The sequence below is a fragment of the Janthinobacterium sp. HH106 genome (assembly GCF_001758725.1).
In the GTDB taxonomy this organism is placed as follows: domain Bacteria; phylum Pseudomonadota; class Gammaproteobacteria; order Burkholderiales; family Burkholderiaceae_D; genus Janthinobacterium.
Map to the genome: position 1 here is coordinate 502,456 of NZ_LRIC01000002.1, position 21,308 is coordinate 523,763.

Annotated in this window: 20 protein-coding genes; 5 read left to right on the forward strand and 15 right to left on the reverse strand. The window is 64.6% G+C overall.

The genetic code is table 11. From position 1 onward, the window contains the following. Nucleotides 1-2 precede the first annotated feature (2 nt). Nucleotides 3-1,481, forward strand: a complete 1,479-nt coding sequence (locus tag JAB8_RS02770) for an MFS transporter (protein ID WP_275528096.1) — start codon at nucleotides 3-5, stop codon at nucleotides 1,479-1,481. A gap of 39 nt (nucleotides 1,482-1,520) precedes the next feature. On the opposite strand, the gene JAB8_RS02775 is transcribed toward JAB8_RS02770, so the two are convergent. The 3 genes from JAB8_RS02775 to JAB8_RS02785 all read right to left on the reverse strand — a co-directional run bounded on the left by JAB8_RS02775 (nucleotide 1,521) and on the right by JAB8_RS02785 (nucleotide 4,352). Beyond that, nucleotides 1,521-2,342, reverse strand: a complete 822-nt coding sequence (locus tag JAB8_RS02775; RefSeq protein WP_070288380.1) for an alpha/beta fold hydrolase — start codon at nucleotides 2,340-2,342, stop codon at nucleotides 1,521-1,523. 109 nt (nucleotides 2,343-2,451) lie between these two features. Beyond that, nucleotides 2,452-3,204: a LytTR family DNA-binding domain-containing protein gene (locus JAB8_RS02780; RefSeq protein WP_070218775.1), complete on the reverse strand. Its 753-nt coding sequence runs from the start codon at nucleotides 3,202-3,204 to the stop codon at nucleotides 2,452-2,454. Continuing rightward, nucleotides 3,201-4,352, reverse strand: coding sequence for a histidine kinase (locus tag JAB8_RS02785; protein WP_070218776.1), 1,152 nt, complete (start codon nucleotides 4,350-4,352; stop codon nucleotides 3,201-3,203). The genes JAB8_RS02780 and JAB8_RS02785 overlap by 4 nt, the downstream gene beginning before the upstream one ends. Nucleotides 4,353-4,497: 145 nt before the next feature. Here JAB8_RS02785 and JAB8_RS02790 point away from each other — a divergent pair, with 145 nt between their 5' ends. Continuing rightward, nucleotides 4,498-5,481 carry a formylglycine-generating enzyme family protein gene (locus JAB8_RS02790; RefSeq protein ID WP_070288381.1) on the forward strand — a complete coding sequence of 328 codons (984 nt, stop codon included), beginning with the start codon at nucleotides 4,498-4,500 and terminating at the stop codon, nucleotides 5,479-5,481. Nucleotides 5,482-5,513: 32 nt separating this feature from the next. Here the strand turns inward: JAB8_RS02790 and JAB8_RS02795 are convergent, their stop codons facing one another. Next, nucleotides 5,514-6,956, reverse strand: a complete 1,443-nt coding sequence (locus JAB8_RS02795) for an alpha/beta fold hydrolase (RefSeq protein ID WP_083287544.1) — start codon at nucleotides 6,954-6,956, stop codon at nucleotides 5,514-5,516. Between the two features lie 85 nt (nucleotides 6,957-7,041). Further along, nucleotides 7,042-9,321, reverse strand: coding sequence for a heavy metal translocating P-type ATPase (locus JAB8_RS02800; RefSeq protein WP_070288382.1), 2,280 nt, complete (start codon nucleotides 9,319-9,321; stop codon nucleotides 7,042-7,044). Between the two features lie 99 nt (nucleotides 9,322-9,420). Here JAB8_RS02800 and cadR point away from each other — a divergent pair, with 99 nt between their 5' ends. After that, on the forward strand, nucleotides 9,421-9,861 hold the full coding sequence (gene cadR / locus JAB8_RS02805; RefSeq protein ID WP_070218780.1) for a Cd(II)/Pb(II)-responsive transcriptional regulator: 441 nt from the start codon (nucleotides 9,421-9,423) through the stop codon (nucleotides 9,859-9,861). A gap of 3 nt (nucleotides 9,862-9,864) precedes the next feature. Continuing rightward, nucleotides 9,865-10,908: a hypothetical protein gene (locus JAB8_RS02810; protein WP_139142916.1), complete on the forward strand. Its 1,044-nt coding sequence runs from the start codon at nucleotides 9,865-9,867 to the stop codon at nucleotides 10,906-10,908. Here the strand turns inward: JAB8_RS02810 and JAB8_RS02815 are convergent. The 7 genes from JAB8_RS02815 to JAB8_RS02845 form a co-directional block, all read right to left on the reverse strand. Continuing rightward, the gene (locus tag JAB8_RS02815) at nucleotides 10,905-12,437 is read right to left on the reverse strand and encodes a methyl-accepting chemotaxis protein (protein ID WP_070288384.1); all 1,533 of its coding nucleotides are present in this window, start codon (nucleotides 12,435-12,437) and stop codon (nucleotides 10,905-10,907) included. The two genes, JAB8_RS02810 and JAB8_RS02815, sit on opposite strands and share 4 nt — an antisense overlap. Nucleotides 12,438-12,528: 91 nt before the next feature. After that, nucleotides 12,529-12,996 (reverse strand): cache domain-containing protein, encoded by a 468-nt coding sequence (locus tag JAB8_RS02820; protein WP_083287192.1) that lies wholly within the window; start codon nucleotides 12,994-12,996, stop codon nucleotides 12,529-12,531. A 239-nt stretch (nucleotides 12,997-13,235) separates the two neighbouring features. Beyond that, nucleotides 13,236-13,652 (reverse strand): hypothetical protein, encoded by a 417-nt coding sequence (locus JAB8_RS02825; RefSeq protein WP_070288385.1) that lies wholly within the window; start codon nucleotides 13,650-13,652, stop codon nucleotides 13,236-13,238. Nucleotides 13,653-13,680: 28 nt separating this feature from the next. Then, entirely contained in the window at nucleotides 13,681-14,067 is a 387-nt protein-coding gene (locus JAB8_RS02830) for a hypothetical protein (protein ID WP_070288386.1), read from the reverse strand. Nucleotides 14,068-14,190: 123 nt separating this feature from the next. Beyond that, complete coding sequence (locus JAB8_RS02835; protein WP_070288387.1) at nucleotides 14,191-14,742, reverse strand: DUF4142 domain-containing protein; 552 nt, start codon at nucleotides 14,740-14,742, stop codon at nucleotides 14,191-14,193. Nucleotides 14,743-14,842: 100 nt separating this feature from the next. Beyond that, on the reverse strand, nucleotides 14,843-15,493 hold the full coding sequence (locus JAB8_RS02840) for an SMI1/KNR4 family protein (RefSeq protein WP_070288388.1): 651 nt from the start codon (nucleotides 15,491-15,493) through the stop codon (nucleotides 14,843-14,845). Beyond that, entirely contained in the window at nucleotides 15,490-15,888 is a 399-nt protein-coding gene (locus JAB8_RS02845) for a MerR family transcriptional regulator (RefSeq protein WP_070218787.1), read from the reverse strand. The genes JAB8_RS02840 and JAB8_RS02845 overlap by 4 nt, the downstream gene beginning before the upstream one ends. Nucleotides 15,889-15,959: 71 nt before the next feature. Between JAB8_RS02845 and JAB8_RS02850 the strand changes: the two genes are divergently transcribed. Continuing rightward, nucleotides 15,960-16,754 (forward strand): SDR family oxidoreductase, encoded by a 795-nt coding sequence (locus JAB8_RS02850; RefSeq protein ID WP_070288389.1) that lies wholly within the window; start codon nucleotides 15,960-15,962, stop codon nucleotides 16,752-16,754. A 3-nt stretch (nucleotides 16,755-16,757) separates the two neighbouring features. Here JAB8_RS02850 and JAB8_RS02855 read toward each other — a convergent pair whose 3' ends face one another. From JAB8_RS02855 to JAB8_RS02865, 3 genes are all read right to left on the reverse strand, one after another. Next, nucleotides 16,758-18,038, reverse strand: coding sequence for a divalent metal cation transporter (locus JAB8_RS02855; protein ID WP_070288390.1), 1,281 nt, complete (start codon nucleotides 18,036-18,038; stop codon nucleotides 16,758-16,760). Nucleotides 18,039-18,119: 81 nt separating this feature from the next. Then, nucleotides 18,120-20,081, reverse strand: a complete 1,962-nt coding sequence (locus tag JAB8_RS02860; protein WP_254679437.1) for a c-type cytochrome — start codon at nucleotides 20,079-20,081, stop codon at nucleotides 18,120-18,122. A gap of 243 nt (nucleotides 20,082-20,324) precedes the next feature. Further along, nucleotides 20,325-21,248, reverse strand: a complete 924-nt coding sequence (locus JAB8_RS02865; RefSeq protein WP_070288392.1) for a LysR family transcriptional regulator — start codon at nucleotides 21,246-21,248, stop codon at nucleotides 20,325-20,327. Between the last annotated feature and the right edge of the window lie 60 nt (nucleotides 21,249-21,308).

Here is a 21,308-nt window from a genome sequence, read left to right on the forward strand (position 1 = left end):
CAATGAAAAAATGGCTGACGCTGGCCATCGTCTCCAGCGCCCTGTTCCTGATCGTGGTCGACATGACCGTGCTCTACACCGCCTTGCCCGCGCTGACGCGCGACTTGCAGGCCACTTCCTCGCAAAAACTGTGGATCATCAACGTCTACGCGCTGGTCGTCTCCGGTCTGTTGCCCGGCCTCGGCACCCTCGGTGACCGCTTGAGCCACAAACCCGTTTTCCTCGCCGGCCTGGCCGTGTTCGGCATCGCCTCGCTGTGCGCCGCGTTTTCGCCGGCTGCAGAATGGCTGATCTTTGCCCGCGTGCTGCTGGCCATCGGCGCCGCCCTGATGATGCCGGCCACCTTGTCCATCATCCGCCTGACCTTTACGGACAACCGCGAGCGTTCGTTCGCCATCGGCGTGTGGGCGGCGATTGCCTCCGGCGGCGCCGCGTTCGGCCCCGTGCTCGGTGGTTTCCTGTTGGAACATTACTGGTGGGGTTCCGTCTTCCTGATCAACGTGCCCATCGTGCTGCTGACCTTGGTATTGGCCACTGTCATCCTGCCGAAACGGGCCGGTAACCGCGACAAGCCATGGGACTTGAAGGGCTCGCTGCAAGTCATGATGGGTTTGCTTGGTGGCGTGTATGCGATCAAGGAGCTGGGCAAGTCGCAGCCGTCGTATGCGCTGGCCGCCTTTGCTTTCGCCGTGGGCGCCTTCTTCATGCTCAAATTCGTCCGTCGCCAGAAGCGCCAAGCCCGGCCGCTGATCGACTTCGCCCTGTTCCGCGAACTGCCGTTTTCCAGCGCCGTGGCCGCCGCCATGGTGGCGTCCGCCGCCCTGATCGGCATGGAACTGGCGCTGAGCCAGCACATGCAGTTGGTGCGTGAGCTGTCGCCGCTGGAAGCGGGTCTGCTGCTGTTGCCGCTGCCGCTGGCATCCGTGTTTGCCGGTCCGTTGACGGGTTTCATGCTGCCGCGCGCCGACAAGGCCAAGGTCTTGTGGGGTTCGCTGTTGCTGTCCGGTATAGGCATGGCATCGTATCTGGTGCTGCATGACGCCGCCGTCTCGGCGCAAGTGGCCAGCCTGGTGATCCTGGGCCTTGGCCTGGGCGCCGTCATGACGGCCGCATCGAGCGCCGTGATGCTCAACGTGGCTCCCCAGCAAGCCGGCATGGCCGCCTCGATCGAGGAGGTGTCGTACGAGCTGGGCGCCGTCATCGGCGTGACGGTGCTGGGCACCATCATGTCGGCCGTCTACAGCGCCACCCTGGTGATCCCGGAAAGCGCGGGCCTGCTGCCGAACGCCCATGACACCTTGGACGCGGCGCTGCTGGCCGCCGAGCAATTGCCGGCCGAACTGGGCTTGCAAGTGTCGGAACTGGCCCGTTCGGCCTTCGACAAGGCATTTATTGTCGTGCTGGCAACGGCTTCCGCCATCCTGATGGCGGCCGCCGCCACCATCCGCCACCTGCATCTGCGGGCACGCCGCGCGGCCTGATCGCAAGCAACTGACCGCAAAGACCGGCACCAGCCGGCCTCATTGCCCGGCGACCGTCTTCCCGCCGGGGCCGGGCAACACCTGCCGGATCGCTGCCTCGACGATGTCGGGCGTCGTCAATGCCATCTGGTGGCTGGAATCGGCCACCATCCTGACCGCCTGCGGGTACAGCGCGTTGACGCCGTCGCGGGTGGTTTTATCCATCCTGAACGCGCCAAAGTCGACGGCGATCGCCGTGCTGGAGACGGGCCGGTTTTCCAGGCGTACCACGGGCTTGTCGATGTCAGGCAGGCTCAACACCATCTTGCCCGTCGCATCGATCTGTTCGATTTCGCGCCAGACGGCGCGTGAAAAGGCCAACTGGCCCACGATGCGCGTCAGCAATGGGAAATCCTGTACCGGCGTCACCATGCGCGGATACAGCGCATCGACCAGCACCAGGGCCTTGACTTCCTCAGGGTAAGTGCGGGCAAACAGCTGCAGGTACAGGCCGCCCAGCGAATGGCCGACCAGCACATAGGGCGGATGCAAGCCCTTGAAGCGCAGCACGGCGCGCAGCTCCTCGACGATGGTGCGGCCGTCGCGCGGCGCGGCGGCCGCTTCGCTGTTGCCATAGCCGGGCCGGTGATACGCGAACACGGAGGTGTCCAATGCCAGCCGCTCGGGCACCACGCCCCATTTGTCCAGCGTTGCGCGCGAACCATTCTCGAACACCACCACGTCCCGCGAGGTGGGATGGCGCAGGATCAGCGATTCCACCAGGCGCCCGTCGACCTTGTCGATGACGGGGGCGGGCAGGGTGGCAAGGGCGGGCTGGGCGGTGGCGGCACACAGTAAACATATCGGCAATAGCTTGAACATGGGCGTCTCCGGCAATAAAAATGCCAGCATGGCCAACGGCGACGCCCGCCGCACGGGCCTTGTGACGAATCGACAGCCAGGGCGACGGAAGGCAAGCGGGCAGGACGCGCTACATGGCCCGGAACAGGTGGACGAAGGCGCGGCTCACGGGCAGCTCGCCCGCGTGGCCGCGCATGCGCACGAATAAACGGCTGGCGTCGTCGCGGCGCGTGCCGTCCAGCCAGGCCAGATTGATCAGGGTAGAGCGGTGCACTTGCCAGAACTGTTCCGGATCAAGCTGGGCGGCCAGCTCCATGATGGGCGTGCGGATCAGGAATTCGCCATCCACGCTGGCGACGACCGTGTACTTGTCGTCGGCATGGAAAAAGCGCACCTTGGCCACGTCGAGGTGGTGCGTGCGCTCGCCCCTGGACGCGAGGATGTAGCGCAGCCGGGGGCGGGCAGGTCCGGGCGCGGCCGTCAGTTGCTGCAGCGCCAGTGCCATGGCCGCACTGGCGGGCGGCAAGGGCGCCACCGACCGCAAGCGCGCCACGGTACGGGCCAGCCTTTCGGTGGTAACGGGTTTCAATACGTAATCGAGCGCCGCCTGCTCAAAGGCTTGCAGGGCAAACTCGTCGAAGGCGGTGACGAACACCACGCGGGTAGGGCCTTCGATGCCTTGCGCCACCTCAAGGCCGGACAGCCCCGGCATCTGGATATCGAGAAAGGCGATATCGGGTTCCAGCTCGGCGATGCAGGCGGCGGCCTCGACGCCATTGCGCGCCATATGAATGATCTGCAAGTCCGGCCACAGGGCCAGCAGCTGGTCGCGCAAGTAGAGCGCCAGGTGCGGTTCATCGTCCGCGATCAGGGCGCGCGTCATGCGGCCTCCACTGGTCCTGCGCTGGCGGCGCGCTGGTACGGCAGCTCCAGCACGGCTTCGGTGCCATGCTCGCGCCCGCGCAGGACCAGGCTGGCCTGCGCGCCGAACTGGGCCTGCAGGCGCGAGCGCAGATTGGCCAGCGCCATGCCGCTGCCCGGACGCGGTGGCTTGCCTGGGGCCGTCAAGCCCATGCCGTCGTCAAGCACGCGGATTTCAAGACGGCCCGCGCGCACCTCGGCATGCACGACGACGCTGCCGCCGTCCAACATGGGCGCCAGTCCGTGCACGATGGCATTTTCCACCAGCGGCTGCAGCATCAGCGTGGGCATGCTGGCCAGGCACGCTTGCGCGCTGGCGTCGATGCGGAAACGCAGGCGCTCGTCCATGCGGATCTGCAGCAGGCACAAATACTGGCTGGCCATGTCGAGTTCCGCTTCCAGCGTGCTGTCGCCCTGGCGCAGCTGCGACAGGCTGGCGCGCAGGTAGCCGGAAAACGTTTCCAGCATGCGTTTCGCGCGCGGCGGATCGTAGTCCATCAGGCTCTGGATGTTGGCCAGGGTGTTGAACAGCAGGTGCGGCTCGATCTGCCCCTGCAGCAGGCGCAGGCGCGCCTCCGTCACCTCGCTTTGCAGCTGCTGCTGGCGCAGGCGCGAGCGCCACCAGGCCCAGTTGGCGCCCATGACAAACAGGATGAAGACGGCAAACTTGGTCAGCGCGGCAGGCAGGGAGACGAACATGCCCCACAGCTTGAAACCCACCAGTATCGGGACGATGGTGAAGCCGATGCTCATGCCGAGGATGATGGCGGCCAGGGACAGCGCGCCCAGGCCCATGCCGGCGCGGATGTCGCGCACATGCGACATGCGCTCGACGAGCGGCGTCGGCAGCCAGCGCCCGGCCAGGCGCAGCACGCCGAACAGGGTATGCACGATGCACAGGCAGATGCCGATATTCGGCAGCAGCGAGGCCCACCACCAGTGCGGCCGGTCGACCCGGCCGAAGATGGCGACCACGGCCATCAGGCCCAGTGCCAGGGCGATGCCGATCAGGGAGATGAGCAGCAGGCGGGTGAGGGTGGGCACTTCGTGCCGGGGGCGCAGTTCCCATAGGGAGCGCCAGCCCTGCAGCAGGGTCGTTTGTCTGGTCATGGGCGTAGTGTAGCGGCCGCTTGTCTTGTTGACCAGAACATGGCTTGCCGTTCGTCGGCCCCATTGTCGATTCGTCGCATGCGCCCGGCCATCCGCTGGCCCGGCTGTCAATCTGTGTTCTCACCCACCGATTACCAGGAGCCACATGAAGCACAGCATTATTTCCCTTGCCTGCGCCATCTTTTGCAGCGCCCAGGCAGCCGCCGCGGCCATCCTCCCTCCCATGGCCCGCATCCCCGCCGGTGTGTTTACCATGGGCAGCACGGAGCCGCGTATCGGCGATGGCAGCCATAATCCGGCCGAGGGGCCGCCCCACGAAGTGCGCGTGGCCGCATTCCGACTGGCAAAATACGAGACGACGGTGGCGCAGTTCCGGCAATTTGTTGCCGCCACCGGCTATCGGGCGGCTGGCGAATGCTGGGATTTCGACCGCACTGACGGCATCGCGCTCAAGGAGTCGGGCTGGGACGCCCCCGCGCATGCGCCAACGGACTTCCACCCCGTCATGTGCGTGAGCTGGAACGATGCGACGGCCTATGTGCAATGGCTGGCGCGGGAAACGGGCCGCCCATTCCGCCTGCCCAGCGAGGCGGAATGGGAATACGCGGCGCGCGCCGGCACCAGCACGAAATACGCGTCCGGCGATGTTCCTGAACAATTGTGTAGCTACGCCAACATGAAAGACCAGCGTTTCAAGGCCGCGGCCTGGCGCGATCACGGCCTCGACATGCTCGTCACTGATTGCGACGATGGCGCCGAGTACACGGCTGTCGTGGGCAGCTATGCGCCCAACGGCTACGGCTTGCACGACATGATGGGCAACGTGGCGGAATGGGTGGCCGATTGCCAGCATCCCGACTACCGGGGTGCGCCCGCCGATGGATCGGCCTGGCGCAGCGGCTGCGAGGTGGAAGGCGACTATTTTATGACACGCGGCGGCAGCTATTCGTCCTCGCGCCAGGTGCTGCGCAGCGCCGCGCGCGGACATGGCGGACGCGGCAATGCCAGCAGCCTGGGCGAAGGCTTCCGCATCGCCGAAGACCTGGATAGCTGCACGGCCAGCCAGTGCGTCGATGGCGACGCCACTTTTGTCGCGGCGCTGGCAGCGGCGCGACAAGCACGAGACTGATGGCTTGCTCAGCGCAGCAACGGCCGTGGGAACTACAGCGTGCAATCCTGTGCCTGCTTGCCGGCAATAAAGCGGGTGCTGGCCTGCTCGAAACAGGCGGGCGCCGTCCACAGGATGAAATGCGGGGCATTCTGCACGGTGGCCAGGGCCACCTTGCCGGCCTTGCTTTGCGTCAAAGCCTGCACTTGCGCCTGCGCGCCAGCGTACGGCGTCTTCGGATCCAGCGTTCCCTGCAGCACCAGGGTCGGCGGCACTTTTGCCGGCAAGGCGCCGAAATAGGCGTCGCGCGGGTAGGCGGGCAAGCCGCCGCCCAGCAGGATGCGGGGCAGGGGACTGGTCAACAGCAAGTCAGCCTCGTCGCGCTCGAGGTCGGCAGCTGTCGAGCCGGGGCGCAACGAGGGCTGCAGATTGTTTTCCGAGTTGCTGATGATGCTGACCAGCGGAATCGACAGCGGCGACTGGGGATAGCTGCCCAGGCTGGCTGCCGCTTCCGTCAACGTGGCGCGCACGGCGGCCAGTTCCGTCTCGCCGCCCTGGTCCAGGTCGTGCAGCAGATACGGGATGCGGGCGCGGGCGGCCGGCACGTCGAGCATGCCGCCGAGGAAGTTTTTCAGGTTCTTGCCGGGAATCTTCGCCAGCAGGGCGGGGGCGGCCTGCGCCTTGTCCAGCACGCGGCGGTACAAGGCTTCGGCCGGCTCGCCCAATGCCGCATGGCAAGCCGCATCCGCGTCGCAACGGGCCAGCACCTGCATGCCGACCTGGTTGACCACGTGCGAACGCTGGCTCAAGTCCCAGCGCGCATCCGTTTGCGGTGGCACCAACGAATCGAAAATCACGCCCTGGACGGGCAGCGGTCCCAGCTGCAAGGTGCGCAAGACCAGCTGCGTGCCGTACGACACACTGTATACATACACGGGCGGCTGCTTGTGCTTGCTCCGTTCGCCCTCGATCAAGGCTTTCAAGTCACGCGCGGCCGTGGTGATGGAAAACTGGCCCGCGTATTCCGGCATCAAGTTGATGCCCTTGAAGCAGCTGGCCCATTCCGCGCCGGTCAGGGCGCGGCCGCCGGGACTTTGTTCGGACTCTTCCACCTTGCACAGGCGCGACGAATGGCCCGTGCCACGATGGTCGGGGATCAGGAATTCGAAACCGGGAAAGCTGCGGCGCAGGGTGGGCAGCAGGCTGTAGAACGCAGCGCCCGATTCGCCGGGGCCGCCCGCCACCAGCCACAGCGTGCCCTTGGCGGGCTTGCCGGCAGGCACATCGGCGGCAAACTTGCGCACGAAGACGTGCATGGCATCCGCGTCGCCGACGGCGCGGCCCTGGGCATCGTAGCTGCCGGGCACGTTCAAGCCCGAGCACAAGCTGCCGGACACGGCCGTATCGGAGCAGGGCGTGAAGAACATCGGTTCGGCGTGCAGGGAGGTGTCTGCCAGCAGCGTGGCCAGCAGGGTCAAACGGGGCAGCAAGGTCATCGGCTACTTTGGCGAAGGTGAAGATCAGCCGCCAAAGTAGCGTTTTTTACACCAATTGTCCAGATGGAAATATTTCTACACGGGACTATGTTTGCTTCTTATTGCGCAACAGGCGCAAGCCGTTCGCCACCACCAGCAGGCTGGCGCCCACGTCGGCGAACACGGCCATCCACAGGGTCGCCATGCCGGCCAGGGCCAGGCCGAAGAACACGGCCTTGATGCCGATGGCAAAGCTGATGTTTTGCACGAGGATGCTGCGCGTGCGCTGGCTCAGGCTGATGAATTCAGGTAACTTGCCCAGTTCATCATCCATTAGGGCCACGTCCGCCGTTTCGATGGCCGTGTCGCTGCCGGCCGCGCCCATGGCAAAGCCGATGTCGGCCTGCGCCAGGGCCGGGGCGTCGTTGACGCCGTCGCCCAGCATGGCCACCACGCCAAACTCTTGCTGCAAGGCCTTGATTTCATCGAGCTTGTTTTCCGGCAGCAATTCCGCCTTAACCAGGCTCACGCCCACCTCGGCCGCGATGCGCTGCGCCGTCAGCAGATTGTCTCCCGTCAGCATCACGGTGGTCACGCCCAGCGCATTCAGGCGGGCAATGGCGGACGCGGCCGTCGGACGCAGCACGTCGGCCACGGCGATCACGCCCAGCGCACCGGCCGGGGTGGCCAGCACCATGGCCGTGTAGGCTTGCTGTTCCAGCCGCGCCAGGATCGCTTGCAGTGCCGGCGTCAGCACGTTCAACTCCGTCATCAGGCGCGCATTGCCCAAGTAATATGTCTGGCCATCGATATTGCCTTGCACGCCGCGTCCATGCAGGGCGGCAAACTGGCTGACGGGCAAGTGGCTGCCGGCGGGCGGACCCGCCTTGACGATGGCGGCGGCCAGCGGGTGGGCCGAGTTGGCGTCCAGGCTGGCGGCCAGCAGCAGGATGGCGTCGCGGTCGCTGCCCTCCAGGGCCACCACATCCGTCACGGCCGGCTTGCCCATGGTCAAGGTGCCCGTCTTGTCGACGGCGATGGCCTTGATCCGATAACCCGTTTCCAGGAATTGTCCGCCTTTCACCAGAATGCCGCGCCGCGCGGCCGCCGTCAGGCCGCTGACCACGGTGACGGGCGTGGAAATGACGAGTGCGCACGGGCAGGCGATCACCAGCATCACCAGCGCCTTATACACCCAGGCCATGAAGGGCTGGCCCAGCAGCAAAGGCGGCAGCACGGCCACGAGGATGGCGAACACGACCACGGCAGGCGTGTAGTAGCGGGCGAACTGATCGACAAAGCGCTGCGTGGGCGCCTGCTTGCCCTGGGTTTCCTCGATCACCTTGACGATCTTGGCCAGGGTGCTGTTGCCGCTGTTGGCCGTTACGGTGACGTCGAGCAAGCCCCGTTCATTGATGGTGCCCGCATACACTACGTCGCCCACGGTCTTGTCCACCGGCATGCTTTCACCGGTGATCGGCGCCTGGTTGACGGACGACTCGCCACTGGCCACGACGCCATCGAGGGCGATGCGCTCGCCCGGTTTCACGCGCATGGTCGCGCCGATGGCCACGGTGGCGACGGATACTTGCTGCCAGGCGCCGCTGGCGTCGGCGACGGTCGCCGAGTCGGGCGCCAGCTGCATCAGGCTTTGCACGGCGTTGCGCGCGCGGTTCAGCGACAAGCCCTCGATCAGCTCGGCGATGGCGAACAGGAAGATGACCATGGCCGCTTCCGGCCACTGGCCGATGGCGATGGCGCCGAAAACCGCCAGGCTCATCAGGAAATTGATGTTCAGGGTAAAGGTTTTCAGCGCAATCCAGCCCTTCTTCAGGGTCGGCCAGCCGCCCGTGGCGATCGACAGCAAGGCCAGGGCGATGACGAGGGGCGAACTGTCTTCATGCATGGTCCACGCCAGCGCTTCGGCGCCCGCTGCGGCCAGGCCGGAAACGACCAGCAAGCCTTTTTGCATGCCGGACAGATTGCCTTCGTTCGGGTCACGCGCAACGGCAGCGTTCGCTTCCATGGGAATGGCCTGCATGCCGATGCCGTGCAGGGCCGCTTCCACCGTCGCCAGCGAGGGCAGGGTGTGGTGCACGTCGAGCACGCGGTTCATCAGGTTGAAATCGAGGCCCACCACACCCGCCATGGTGGCCAGCTTGTTACGGATCAGCCGTTCTTCCGTGGGGCAATCCATGTTGGCGATACGGTATTTGGCCGTGCTCGCGCCGGCGATGGCCGCGCTGGGCAGCGCTGGACCAGACGGGGCCGCAGGCGTGGACGAGCACGCATGCTGGCTGGAACAGCAACTGGCCGCCTTGGGTGCATGCTGATGCTCATGGTCGTGCTTGTGCTCGTGGGTATGATCGTGGCTATCGTGCGGCATCGCATTCGTCCTTCCGGTTTCGTGTATGCTTCCATTAGAAACCCTGTAGCCGCTACAGGGTCAAGCGGAATTTGCACGAAAGAATGAAAAGGGGATGCCATGCGTATCGGAGAACTGGCCAAACGGACAGATTGTGATGTGGAAACCGTGCGTTACTATGAAAAGGCGGGCTTGCTGCAGGAACCGGGGCGCAACAGCGCCGGCTACCGCGAATACCGCGAAGAACACCAGGAACGGCTGCAATTCATCCGCCATTGCCGCTCCTTGCAGATCGGCCTGACCGATATCCGCGCCTTGCTGGAATTTAAGAACAATCCGGCCGAAGGCTGCCAGAGCGTCAACGAATTGCTCGACCACCATATCCTGCGCATCGCCGAGCAGATGGCAAATTTGCAAACCCTGCAGCAGCAGCTGGTGACCTTGCGCCACCAGTGCGACCAGCCGCAGCCGTCGCAAGACTGCGCGATTCTGCAAAACCTGTCCGAGGCCGCCAGCGGCCACGACTGCGCCTGCCATACCGAACTCCCACAATCCCATTGATTCATGTTGAAACTGTTACCTGCAAGAGCTTTATTCACCTTGTCCCTGCTGTCGCCGCTGAGCCATGCGGCAGATATTCCTGCCCCCGCCGGCCACTACCTGACCCTGTACGCCGCCCCCGGCGTGCCGCAAGACGATGACCCGTATACCTGGAGCACGGTGGGCGGCAAGCAACTGACAAAGGGCGTGACCAAGGCGGACGGCCGAGCCTATCTCAAGGCAGAAGAGGGAGAAGAGACGTATGTGCTGGAAACGGTCAGCATGCGCTGGACGTTCACGGTGCCGGCTCGCTGCTGGCAAGAAGCGCCTGCCGCCTTCCAGTCATGCCTGAAACTCAAGCAAAGCGCCAGCCAATACGATATCAGACAGGATGCGGAAAAACTGGCCAGAGAGAAAGATCAACAGGCCAAGGCGGTAGCCTACGAGCTGGCGGTGCGGGCCAACGACGATGCGCTGGCCTGGCTGGGCAAATTGCCGCCGCAGTGGTCCGTGCAGGAACACGCCAGGCGCCTGCTGGCCATCGGCGACAAGATCGAGCGGCATATCGCCAGCGGCTTGCGGCAAGGCGGCCCCGATGCGCGCCAGTTTGTCTGCAAGGTGCCCACGGCCTACGGCGCGTTGCCGCAGCAGCAAGCCGTGCTGGCCTATCAGCTACAGCCGCAGCCCGTGCCGCACGCCGGTGCCGCCTGGGACCAGCTGCTTGCGGCTGCCGCGCAGGGCAACTGGATGGCGCGCCTGGAAGTGTATGAGGCGCTTGCGGAGCGCAAGGTGAGCGAACTGAGCTATGTGGAGCAGGCGCGCCTGGTGCAATTGATGGAATGGCTGCAGCAACGCGAAATCGCCGGCCTGTACAGCTTTTTCAGCGCCCGTACCCTTGGCGATGGTGCCACGCAAGACCGCGTGGCACGCCTGGCCGCCATGCAGGGCAGCGTTGCCGACCAGAGCGTCGTCGGGACGCTGCTGCAGGACGAGGACGATCCGGCACTGGCGGCGGCAGGCAAGCGGATGCTCGACTGCGCGGCAGCGGCCATGCAGTCACCGCGCTAACGGGGCAGCAGCGGCGGGCCACCGTCGCCCAGGCGGAAGGCGTCGACCACGCGCAATAAATCATGCGCCTGGTCCTGCATGCTTTGCGCGGCGGCGGCCGATTGCTCGACCAGGGCGGCATTGCGCTGGGTCAATTCGTCCATTTCCGTGATGGCATTGTTGACTTCCTCGATGCCCTTGCTCTGGCGCTGGCTGGCCGCCGTGATGTCGTTCATGATCTCCGTCACCTGCTGAACGGAGGCGACGATATCGCCCATGGTGCGCCCGGCGCTGTCGGCCAGCTCGCTGCCCGTTTCTATTCTGGCAACGGAATCCTCGATCAGCTGCTTGATTTCGCGCGCCGCCGTGGCCGAGCGCTGCGCCAGGCCCCGCACTTCCGTGGCGACGACGGCGAAGCCGCGCCCCTGTTCGCCCGCGCGCGCCGCTTCCACGGCCGCGTTCAAGGCGAGGATATTGGTCTGGAAGGCAATGCCGTCGATGACGGCGATGATATCGACGATGCGCCCGGAACTGGCTTTGATCGACCCCATCGTCTCAACCACCTGGCCCACGACGCGGCCGCCTTCCAGCGCCACGTTCGAGGTCGACAGCACCATCTGGTTGGCCTGGTGCGCATGGCTGGCGTTTTCCTTCACGGTATCGGTCAGCGCATGCATGGACGAGGCTGTTTCCTGCAAGGAATGTGCTTGCGACTCCGTACGGGCCGACAGGTCCGCATTGCCGAGGGCGATTTCGCTCGCTTCCACCGTGATGGTGGAGCCCGCCTGGCGTATCTCGCCCAATAAAGTGTTCCAGTTTTTCAAGACGGTAGCCAGCGCCCGCGACAGCTTGCCGACCTCATCGTCGCTCCGGGCGTCGATGCGCGTGGTCAGGTCGCCGGCCGCCAGGCTTTCAGCGGCGCGGCACGCCTCGTCGATGGGGCGCACGACAGAGCGCGCCACCCAGGTGGCAATCAGGGCCAGCAGGGCAAAGCCGACAGCCATGGTGCCCAGCGACAGCCAGCCGGCGCGCTGGCCCGCATTTTTTGTCTCTTGCAGCGCGTCGACCGTGCGGTGGTCGAGGTTGAGCAGCACCTGGCGCAGTTGCCCGCTCACTTGCTGGTAGTGCCCGGCGGCATTTTGCATCGCCGCCACGCCCGTATTCGGGTCCATCGAGGCCAGGTCCAGCGCCTGCGCCACGCTGGCACGGTAGCGCTCGACACCCGGCAGCGCCTGGCCCGCTTCCGTGGCGGCGCCCGAGAATTGCTTGAGTTCCTTCAAGCCTTGCGCGATGGCATTGAGCTGGCGATCCGTCTGCGCGCCGAACTGCTTGAACTGTTCGTCCGACAGGCTGGCGGCGATGGCGATCTTCGCATACACGTCGGCGTGTACCTGACCCAGGGCAATGGCTTGCTGGTTGGCAAGCCGCTCGGCCGTCAAGGTGACGTCTTTCAAGTCGCGCATGCGGCTTTCGTTTTGCTGCATGGCGAAATAGGACAAGGCCCCCATGGCCAGCAGGCAAGCCAGCGCGACCACCGGGACGATCAACATCTTCTGTGCGATTTTCACATGAGGCCCATATCGTTGAGAAATTCGTTGAGAGATCGGTGTGCCATCCCGGCGCTGGCGGCGCGGCGGCAGGCTACAGGTATATGCCGCCGCAGACGACGGTCTCGGCGAGTTTCTCGCAATACATTACCTTCGGCTCGATCTTCTTGGTTTCCGGATTCGTGAATTTGTATTCCTGCCAGAACGTGCCCTTGCTCTTGGCCAAGTCGACTCGTTCCTTCACGAAAGCCTTGCCATCGATATCCTTCAGCTCGATCAAGTTCTTGCCGACCATTTTCGGATTGGCGCCATGCGCAACCACCGTCCCGTCGAGTTTATAGACGACCAGGTACAGGTCGTGCAGGATGAATTGCGGCGACTTGGCCGTGATGTCGCCATACGCCTTGGCGTCGCCGGCGCTCTTGATGTAGGACACGCCTTTCTTGACCATGGCTTCCGCGTCGGCGCGCGTGGCGCCGCCTTCGGCAGCGCTGGCGATACAGGGCAGCATGCCGGCGGCAAGCATGACCGACAGGCAAATGGCAGGGGCGAACTTGGGCATGAGAATCTCCTTCACATTGCGGCAGGGGAAAGCCGGCGGGGAACCGGTGCGGTGAGGCGGCGCCTATCGAAGTGCCGACGTTTCATAGTAGCGCGATGCCAGCAGACATGCGCTGGTGCAACAGATTTTTTTTGAATGGGGCGTTTTTGCAACGATGCGTGCAGACGGCCGTAATCGCGTCCACAGAGGGAAAGTGAGAGCGCAGACTAGCGTATCGATAGTGTGGTGCGGGCGCCGCGTTACCAGCTGGCCGGGTCTTCCGCCGCCGCGCGCGCCAGGTCGTCGTGCCAATCTTGCTGCACCAGGCGGTAGATATCGGCAAAGAAGGCGCGCGGATCGGCCATTTCATCCCACAAGGCAGGCAGGGCATTCGTGCTTTCCGGGTCATGTTCGAGGATGGCCTGGAAATCATAGCCGGGGTCTTGCAGCGCCTGCGCCAGCACGGCCACCAGCGCATGGCGGTGGCGATAGCTGAGTTCCTTGTATTGCGACGTGATGTCGCGCCGTATCAGGGCCGCGCGCTGGAGCGGGTCGTTCATGTCCCAGCGGTCCAGTTCCACGCCCAAGGTTTCTTCACGATCATACACGTCGAAGGGGCCGAGAAAATGGTGGAGCGTAGGAATGTAGGGAGCATCGCTCCAGGGGCCGCGCAGCATGGGACTCTTTCGTTTGATTGCTAAATGATCACGCGCATTCGGGCAAGGTCCAGCTTTCGTCGCCCATGTCCGTAGGGTAGATGGCGCGGGTCTGGTTCTGGCCCCAGCGCGCATGGTCGAGGATGCCGTCTTCATGCATGTCCAGTATCCATTCCGTGCTTTCCAGCAAGGTGCCATCCTTGTGGTAGACGCGGAAAAAGGTGGACGTGCTCAGCGCGCGCACGATGTTCTGCGGCACGCCGTTGCCGTAGTGGGGTACATAGGTATTGATCACGCACGTGCGCTGATCGTTCCATTCCTGGGCATATACGCTGGCATTGCGCGCCGCGCTGACTTTGATGAAGAGCCAGCCTGCCAGCACGAGGATGAGCAGGAAGGCGGCGGCGATCAGGCCGGTTTTCTTGAGTAGCTGCATGAGGTCATGGCATGGCCAAAAACGAAGTTGCCGCATTGTATGTCAAGAGCAGATAAGCTTGCCGTACGGCACGTACAGCAAGCATATCCCCGCTAATTGCCGGTAACTTGGCTATTCACTTGACTATTTGCCCACCGCCGTGTGCAGGGTATTGGCCATGTCCAGATGATGTTGCAACGCTGGCAAGGTCTTCGCGGCAAAGGCCTTGATGTCGGGATCGCTCGCCTTCTGGCTGGCATCCGTAAACAGTTTCACGGCCTCCTTGTGCGCCGCCACGCCGAGGGTGGCCGCATATTCCTTGTCAAACTGCGCGCCTTCCAGGCGGCTCAGCTTGTCGATCTGCGCCTGGTGCTTCTTGCCGGGCTGGTCGCTGACCTCGATTTGCTTGCTGCTGGCCAGCTGTTTCAGCTCATCCGCCACTTTCGTGTGATCGGTGACCATGGCATCGGCGAATTTCTTCACTTCCGCATTGCTGCTCTTGCTTTGCGCCACTTTGCTGGCGGCAATTTCCGTGCTGCCAGCGTCGGCGGCCTTGCTGAGGAATTGCTTGTCGTACGCGCCCGGCGCCGCGGCGGCGATGCTGTTGATGGCGATGCCGCTCAATAAGGCAACGGCGGCGCCGATGGCCACGCTTTTGAAGGACGGGGCACGGGAGCTGGTGGTCGGGATAGGCATGGGAAATCCTTTCGAGTGTGGTTTTTTCTACAAGCTGATGACAATGTTAAGCCAGCAGCCTGCGCACACCCATAGGACAGTCGCGATCATGCCCGTAGGATTAGTCCTGTTCGTTAGCGCACAGTTCGACTTGCTTCAGGGCAAATAAGGCGGCAATACCGGCATCGCGGCGCCACGCGGGCATGCCGATATCGAGCCATTCCGCCATCGCGTCCAGGTGCGACGGTTCCGAGACGCTGTGTTCGAGTTCGTCAAGCACCGTGTCGCGGTCGATATACAGGCTATCCAGCCACGCGTCGAATGAAGGCGCCAGTTCCATCAGGCCATAGGCGCGCTTGCCCGTCCACTCCGGCAACTCCTGCACATACGCCAGCACGCGGCCGCCGCCTTCCTCCGTCAGATCCAGATAAACCATGGAATTGCCGCCATCGCGGGCGAACGGCAGGATGCGCACCGGCATGTCCGTATGCTTGCGCGCCGCGCGGATTTCGCCGACCAAGGTTTCGTCGCAGAAATCGCCTTCGTCGGCGCTGAAAAAGGTATTGAAGCCCATTTTTTCCACGCCGCCATTGCCGTCCGGCACATCGCAGGTGTAATCAAACCAGGCGCCGTTGGCCGCTTGCAAGAACGCCAGGAAGGCGGGCGGCAACGGCGCTTCCAGCAAGGCTTCGATGGCGGCGAGCTGCTGCGCCGTGGGGGCGGGCTTGGCGCCCTCGAGCGCCAGGTGGCGGTATTGCGTGTAATAAGTCATTGATTATCCTTGTAGTTTCCTGCGGCCGCCACGCCATCCTCGCAGCCCGTCTCCACCTTGGCCAGCGCATCGACGAGTCCGGCCCGCAGCACGGCCATCGAGCGGGCCTTATCATCGATCTGGGCGATTTTCGTTTCCAGCATGGCCCGCTTGGTTTGCGCATCGAGCGCATTTTCCTGCCAGACGGCAATGACCTCGGCAATTTCCTTCAAGGTAAAGCCCAGCGCCTTGGCGTGGCCGATCAGCTCGATCCGGCGCAAGGCTTGCGCCGAATATTCCTTGTAGTTATTCGTCAAACCCGGCTGTGGCGCTTCATCCAGCAGCCCCTGGCGCTCGTAAAAGCGCACCGTGTCCTTGCTGACGCCCGTCAGGCGGGTGATTTCTCCGATACGCATCGATTCCCCTTGACCGTGGACTAAAGACCGCAGTTTACAGTAGAAACACTTTCAACTACGACACTTTTGCCATGACCGCCTTCAACTACACCAACCAGACCGTGCTGATCACGGGCGCCTCGTCCGGCATCGGCCGCGTCTTTGCGGAAACCCTGGCTGCGCGCGGCGCCCATTTGCTGCTGCTGGCCCGTTCCGGCGCCGTGCTCGACAGCCTGGCCAAGGAACTTTCCCAGCGTCACGGCATCCGCGCGCACGCGCTGGTGGCCGACTTGGGCTTGCCTGGCGCCGCCAGGGAAGCTTATGCACGGGCTTGCGCGCTGGGCATGCCGCCCGACGTGCTGATCAATAATGCGGGTTTCGCCACGCACGGCCGCTTCGAAAGCATCGACTTGGCGCGCCAGGCGGCTGAAATCACCGTCAATTGCACGGCCCTGATGGAACTGACGCACTGCGCCTTGCCGCACATGCTGGCACAGGGGCGGGGCGCCATCATCAACGTGGCATCCACGGCGGCCCTGCAGCCCGATCCCTACATGGCGGTCTACGGCGCCAGCAAGGCTTTCGTGCTGTCGTTCTCGGAAGCGCTGTGGGCGGAAAACAGCAACCGCGGCGTGCGCGTGCTGGGCTTGTGCCCGGGCGCCACGGACACGGCTTTCTTCGACGTCGTGGCCGCGCCCGAGGCGGCCGTGGGCGAGCGCATGGCGCCGCAAGCGGTGGTCGATGAAGCGCTGCGCGCGCTGGACCGTGGCCGCAGCAGCCACGTGGCGGGCCGGCCGAACCGGCTGCTGGCCTGGTTGCCGCGCCTGCTGCCGCGCCAGACCGTGCTGGGCATCGTGGAAGGCATGCTCAAGCCGAAGGCGGCCTAGGCATCAAAAGATCATGGTGGCGAACATGGCCAGCACGGCCGTCGCCATGACGATGGTCGACAGCCAGCCCAGCGCCCGCAGGCGGCGCGAAATGGTGAGCGTGCCCATGATGGCGGGGCGCGAGGCCATCACCATCATCAGGGCCATGATCGGCACGGAAATGACGCCGTTGATGACGGCGCTCCAGTACAGCGCCTTGATGGGGTCGAGCGGCGAAAAGCACAGGACCGCGCCGATCACGGTGGCCGTGACGATGATGCCGTAGAACTTCTTGGCCGCCTTGGGCGCCAGTTCCAGGCTGTTTTTCCAGTGAAAGGCGCCGGCCATGGCGTAGGCGGCCGAGCCGGCCAGCACGGGAATGGCCAGCAAGCCCGTGCCGATGATGCCCAGGCTGAACAGCGCGAAGGCGAACTCGCCCGCGATGGGGCGCAGGGCGGAAGCGGCCTGGGCGGAAGTGTCGATGTGCGTGATGCCTTGCGCGCCCAGGGTCACGGCCGTCGTCAGCATGATGAAGAAGGCCACCAAGTTGGAAAAGCCCATGCCGATAGCCGTGTCCATCTTGATGCGCTGGAATTGTCGTGGCGCCTGTTCCGGCGCACGGCGCAACGCTTGCGCGCTGGCATCGGCCTGCAAGTCCTCCACTTCCTGCGAGGCTTGCCAAAAGAATAAATAGGGGCTGATCGTGGTGCCGAACACGGCCACAATCATGGTCACCGAGGCGGCCGACCAGGCGAACCGGGGCCAGACGGTGCGCAGCGCCACTTCACTCCAGGGAATATGCACGGTCAGCACGGTGGCCACATAGGCCAGCAAGCCCAGGGTCAGCCATTTCAGGATGCGCACGTACTGTTGATACGGAATGAAGACTTGCAGCAGCAGGGACAACAGCCCGAAGCCCACGGCGTACAAATGCGTGGGGCCGCCGATGATCAGGGTCAGGGCATCGCCCATGGCGGCCACGTCGGCGGCGATATTGATGACATTGGCCAGCAGCAGCAAGCTGACGATGGCGTACAGCAAGGATTTCGGATAGTGGCGGCGGATATTCGTCGCCAGCCCATGACCGCTGACCCGGCCGATCTTGGCGCTGATGACCTGGATACCCAGCATCAGGGGAAACGTCAGGCACACGGTCCACAGCATGCCGAAACCGAACTGGGCGCCCGCCTGCGAATACGTGGCGATGCCGCTGGGATCGTCATCGGCCGCGCCCGTGATCAGGCCGGGGCCCAGCTTGCCCAGCCAGGTGTCGGATGGGTCGGCCCGGCCGCTATCGGTCTGCATGCGTCGCTCCTGCGTGATGGAGCAAGCAGCGTATCACAGGCGGGCAGCGTCGGACAGGGCGCAGCCCGGGAAACACGCGTCTCAGTAGCGCGCATCCTTGGGCTTGCCGCCCTTCGGCCAATCCTTGACCTTGTCGGGGAAGTCCGGACGGGGCATGTGCGTAAAATATTCCGCCACGTCGACGGCATCCTGGTCGGACAGGTTGCCTTGTCCCAGCGGGAATTTCTGGCCGTGGCCCATCACCATATTCGCCTTGACGAAGCCGGCCGCCGTGTAGGTGCGGGCCATGCCGGCGCCGATGTTGAACGAGCGCTCGCCCCACAGCGGCGGGAAGGCGACGATGCCATTGGCGCCCTTGATGCCTTCGCCATTCGCGCCGTGGCAGACGGCACATTGCTCGGCATACACTTTTTTGCCATGCACGGGATCGGGCAGCAGGGCACGGTCAATCTTCGCCACACCGCGTCCCGCCACCTTGTCGCCCGCTTGCGTAGCGCCCTTCATCCAGTCGATGTAGGCGACCATCGCCTGCAGGTCGGTGCCGTCCACGGGCAGCGGCTTGCCGTGCATGGAGCGGCGGAAGCAGCCATTGATGCGCTCTCCCAGGCTGATGACCTTGCCGGCGCGCGGCGCTTCCGACGGGAAGAAGGCGGAAATGCCGAGGAAGGGCGAACCGCCGGCCACCGTGCCGCCATTCAGGTGGCAGCTGCTGCAATTGAGGTCGTTGCCCACATTTTGCGGCAGGCGGGCCCGCGTTTCCGTCATCAGCTGCATGCCGTGGATCAATTGATTGGCATTCGGATCGGCCGTCAGGGCGGCGAAGCGGGGCGTGACGAAGCCGCCCGCGTCCGGCGCCTTGAGTTTGAGCTCCTTGCGTACCCTGGCGATCTGCGCGGGCGTGACGGGCGCGCCTTGATTACCCCACTTGCCGCGCACAAAGGTGAGGATTTCCGCCAGTTCCGTGTCCGACAGGCGGTCATACGCGGGCATGCCGAAGGAGCGCGGCGAGTGCTGCGTGACGGCCGACTGCCAGCCCGTCAGCGCGATATGGATGACGGTGGTGGCGTCCTTCGACTGCACCGAGTCGTTCTGCGCCAGCGGCGGGAAGATGTTGTCCACGCCACGGCCGTCGCGGCGGTGGCAGGTGGCGCAAAACTGCAGGTAGCCCAGGCCGCCCCGCGTGTTGTACAGCGCATCGTTGCTGGCCGCCACGACGGGCGCCGTTTTCTTCGGCGGCGCGGCCGCCCCGTCCTTGGCCGGCAAGCCGTGCAGGTAGTGCGCCAGCGCGTCGAGGTCGGCATCCGTGAAGTATTGCGTGCTGTGCGTGATGACTTCCGTCATGCTGCCGGCCGCCGTGCCGAAACTGTTGCGGCCCGTTTTCAGCAATTGCACGATGTCGCCCGGCGTCCACAGATTGCGCAGGTTCACCGCATGCCAGCCGTCGAAGGTAAAACCGGACAGGTAATGCTTGCCGCTGCCGCCATCCTGGCCCATGGTTTTTTCCTGGAAAGCCACGCCGCGCGGCGTGTGGCAGGAGCCGCAATGGCCCAACCCTTGGGCCAGGTAGCTGCCCCGGTTCCACTGGGCTGACTTGGCGCTGTCGGGCTTGAATGGCGCGTCGTCGAGGAAGACGGCGTTCCACAGCGACAAGCCCCAGCGCATGCTGAACGGCCATTTCATGTCCGTTTCGCGGTTTTGCTGCGCCACGGGCGCCACGCCCCGCTGCAGATAGGCGTACAGGGCCTGCATGTCGTCGGGCGTGATCTTCGCGTAGGAAGGGTAGGGCATGGCCGGGTACAGATTGTGGCCGTCCGCCGCCACGCCCTTGCGCATGGCGCGGTCGAACTGGGCAAACGTGTACGTGCCCAGGCCCGTCTTCGCGTCGGGCGTGATATTCGTGCTGTAGATGGTGCCGAACGGCGTTTTCAGTTCCAGGCCGCCGGCCATGGCGGCGCCGTTCGGGCTCGTGTGGCAGGCCACGCAGTCGCCAAGGCGGGCGACGTATTCGCCGCGCTTGATCAGCTCGGCCGAGGCTGCGGGCATCCTGGCGGGCGCGGCGGCGGGTGCCGCCCTGGCGTTGGCGCAGAAGCCCAGCATGCCCAGAAGCATTGCCGCCAGCCAGGCAGTGATCGAAAAGGAAAAAGCGGGAGGGCGGCGCGAACCGCGGTGCAGGATGGAAATGGCGTTCATGGTGACCCTTTATTATTACGCGCAAGCTTACGCAGTCGTCACCACGGCGAACATTGGGAATTTCTTTCGAGCAACTAGGTAATCTTCCCTAGTGTTTTATAGCGGGAAATCGTGTAGGGGCGCCTGCAAGCTGGCCAGGATGCGTTCGCGCAGCCAGCGGTGCGCCGGGTCCAGGTGCATGCGTTCGTGCCAGACCATGGCCATCTCATAATCGGGCAGGGGCACGGGCGGTTCCCATGTGCGCAGCGCGCCCAGCGCATTCTTCAGCAGGCGCGACGGCAGCAGGGCCACCATGTCGGACGCTGTCAACAAGGGCGGCACGATTAGGAAATGCGGCACGGACAGCACCACCTTGCGCGTGCGCCCCAGCTTTTCCAGGGCCGTATCGACGTTGCTGCGGAAACCGCCGCCGTTGGGTGAGACGACGATGAATTCCAGCGCGCAGAACTGGTCGAGCTTGGGCGGCGATTGCAGCAGCGGGTGGCCGTGGCGGCCCGCCAGCACGTAGTGCTCGGTGAACAAGGTGCGGTGGCGCAAGCCGGGCGGCGCTTCTTCCTGCGCCAGGAAACCCAGGTCGACCTGGCCCGTCTCCAGGTCGTGCGCCATGCGCGCCGGCACGGCTTCGAACACGGCCATGCGCGACAACGGCGCCTGCGCGCGCAGCGCGGGCAGCATGGGCAGCAGGATCGCATATTCGGCGGCGTCGGCCGCCGCCAGGTTCCAGCGCACCTGGGCGGTGGCCGGATCGAAGGCCGCTTCGGGCTGCAAGACCTGTTCCAGCTGGGCCAGCACGGCTTGCAAGGGCGCCAGCAGGGCCAGCGCCCGCGCCGTGGGCAGCATGCCGCGCGGACCGGGCAAGAGCAGCGGATCGTCAAAGGCCGCGCGCAGCTTGCCCAGTTGCACGCTGACGGAGGGCTGGCTCAGGTGCAGCCGCGCGGCCGCCCGCGTCACGTTGCGCTCGATCAACAGGGCGTTGAGGGTCAGCAGCAGGTTCAGGTCTAGCTTGCGCAAATTGTCCATGACTATACCTTGTATACCAACTATTCATTTCCGCTATGATAGCGCAAGCCCTACAGTGGT

Coding starts and splice junctions, on each gene's coding strand:
- JAB8_RS02770 (WP_275528096.1), top strand. CDS start 3: ATGAAAAAATGGCTGACGCTGGCCATCGTCTCCAGCGCCCTGTTCCTG.
- JAB8_RS02775 (WP_070288380.1), bottom strand. CDS start 2,342: ATGTTCAAGCTATTGCCGATATGTTTACTGTGTGCCGCCACCGCCCAG.
- JAB8_RS02780 (WP_070218775.1), bottom strand. CDS start 3,204: ATGACGCGCGCCCTGATCGCGGACGATGAACCGCACCTGGCGCTCTAC.
- JAB8_RS02785 (WP_070218776.1), bottom strand. CDS start 4,352: ATGACCAGACAAACGACCCTGCTGCAGGGCTGGCGCTCCCTATGGGAA.
- JAB8_RS02790 (WP_070288381.1), top strand. CDS start 4,498: ATGAAGCACAGCATTATTTCCCTTGCCTGCGCCATCTTTTGCAGCGCC.
- JAB8_RS02795 (WP_083287544.1), bottom strand. CDS start 6,956: ATGACCTTGCTGCCCCGTTTGACCCTGCTGGCCACGCTGCTGGCAGAC.
- JAB8_RS02800 (WP_070288382.1), bottom strand. CDS start 9,321: ATGCCGCACGATAGCCACGATCATACCCACGAGCACAAGCACGACCAT.
- cadR (WP_070218780.1), top strand. CDS start 9,421: ATGCGTATCGGAGAACTGGCCAAACGGACAGATTGTGATGTGGAAACC.
- JAB8_RS02810 (WP_139142916.1), top strand. CDS start 9,865: ATGTTGAAACTGTTACCTGCAAGAGCTTTATTCACCTTGTCCCTGCTG.
- JAB8_RS02815 (WP_070288384.1), bottom strand. CDS start 12,437: ATGTTGATCGTCCCGGTGGTCGCGCTGGCTTGCCTGCTGGCCATGGGG.
- JAB8_RS02820 (WP_083287192.1), bottom strand. CDS start 12,996: ATGCCCAAGTTCGCCCCTGCCATTTGCCTGTCGGTCATGCTTGCCGCC.
- JAB8_RS02825 (WP_070288385.1), bottom strand. CDS start 13,652: ATGCTGCGCGGCCCCTGGAGCGATGCTCCCTACATTCCTACGCTCCAC.
- JAB8_RS02830 (WP_070288386.1), bottom strand. CDS start 14,067: ATGCAGCTACTCAAGAAAACCGGCCTGATCGCCGCCGCCTTCCTGCTC.
- JAB8_RS02835 (WP_070288387.1), bottom strand. CDS start 14,742: ATGCCTATCCCGACCACCAGCTCCCGTGCCCCGTCCTTCAAAAGCGTG.
- JAB8_RS02840 (WP_070288388.1), bottom strand. CDS start 15,493: ATGACTTATTACACGCAATACCGCCACCTGGCGCTCGAGGGCGCCAAG.
- JAB8_RS02845 (WP_070218787.1), bottom strand. CDS start 15,888: ATGCGTATCGGAGAAATCACCCGCCTGACGGGCGTCAGCAAGGACACG.
- JAB8_RS02850 (WP_070288389.1), top strand. CDS start 15,960: ATGACCGCCTTCAACTACACCAACCAGACCGTGCTGATCACGGGCGCC.
- JAB8_RS02855 (WP_070288390.1), bottom strand. CDS start 18,038: ATGCAGACCGATAGCGGCCGGGCCGACCCATCCGACACCTGGCTGGGC.
- JAB8_RS02860 (WP_254679437.1), bottom strand. CDS start 20,081: ATGCCCGCAGCCTCGGCCGAGCTGATCAAGCGCGGCGAATACGTCGCC.
- JAB8_RS02865 (WP_070288392.1), bottom strand. CDS start 21,248: ATGGACAATTTGCGCAAGCTAGACCTGAACCTGCTGCTGACCCTCAAC.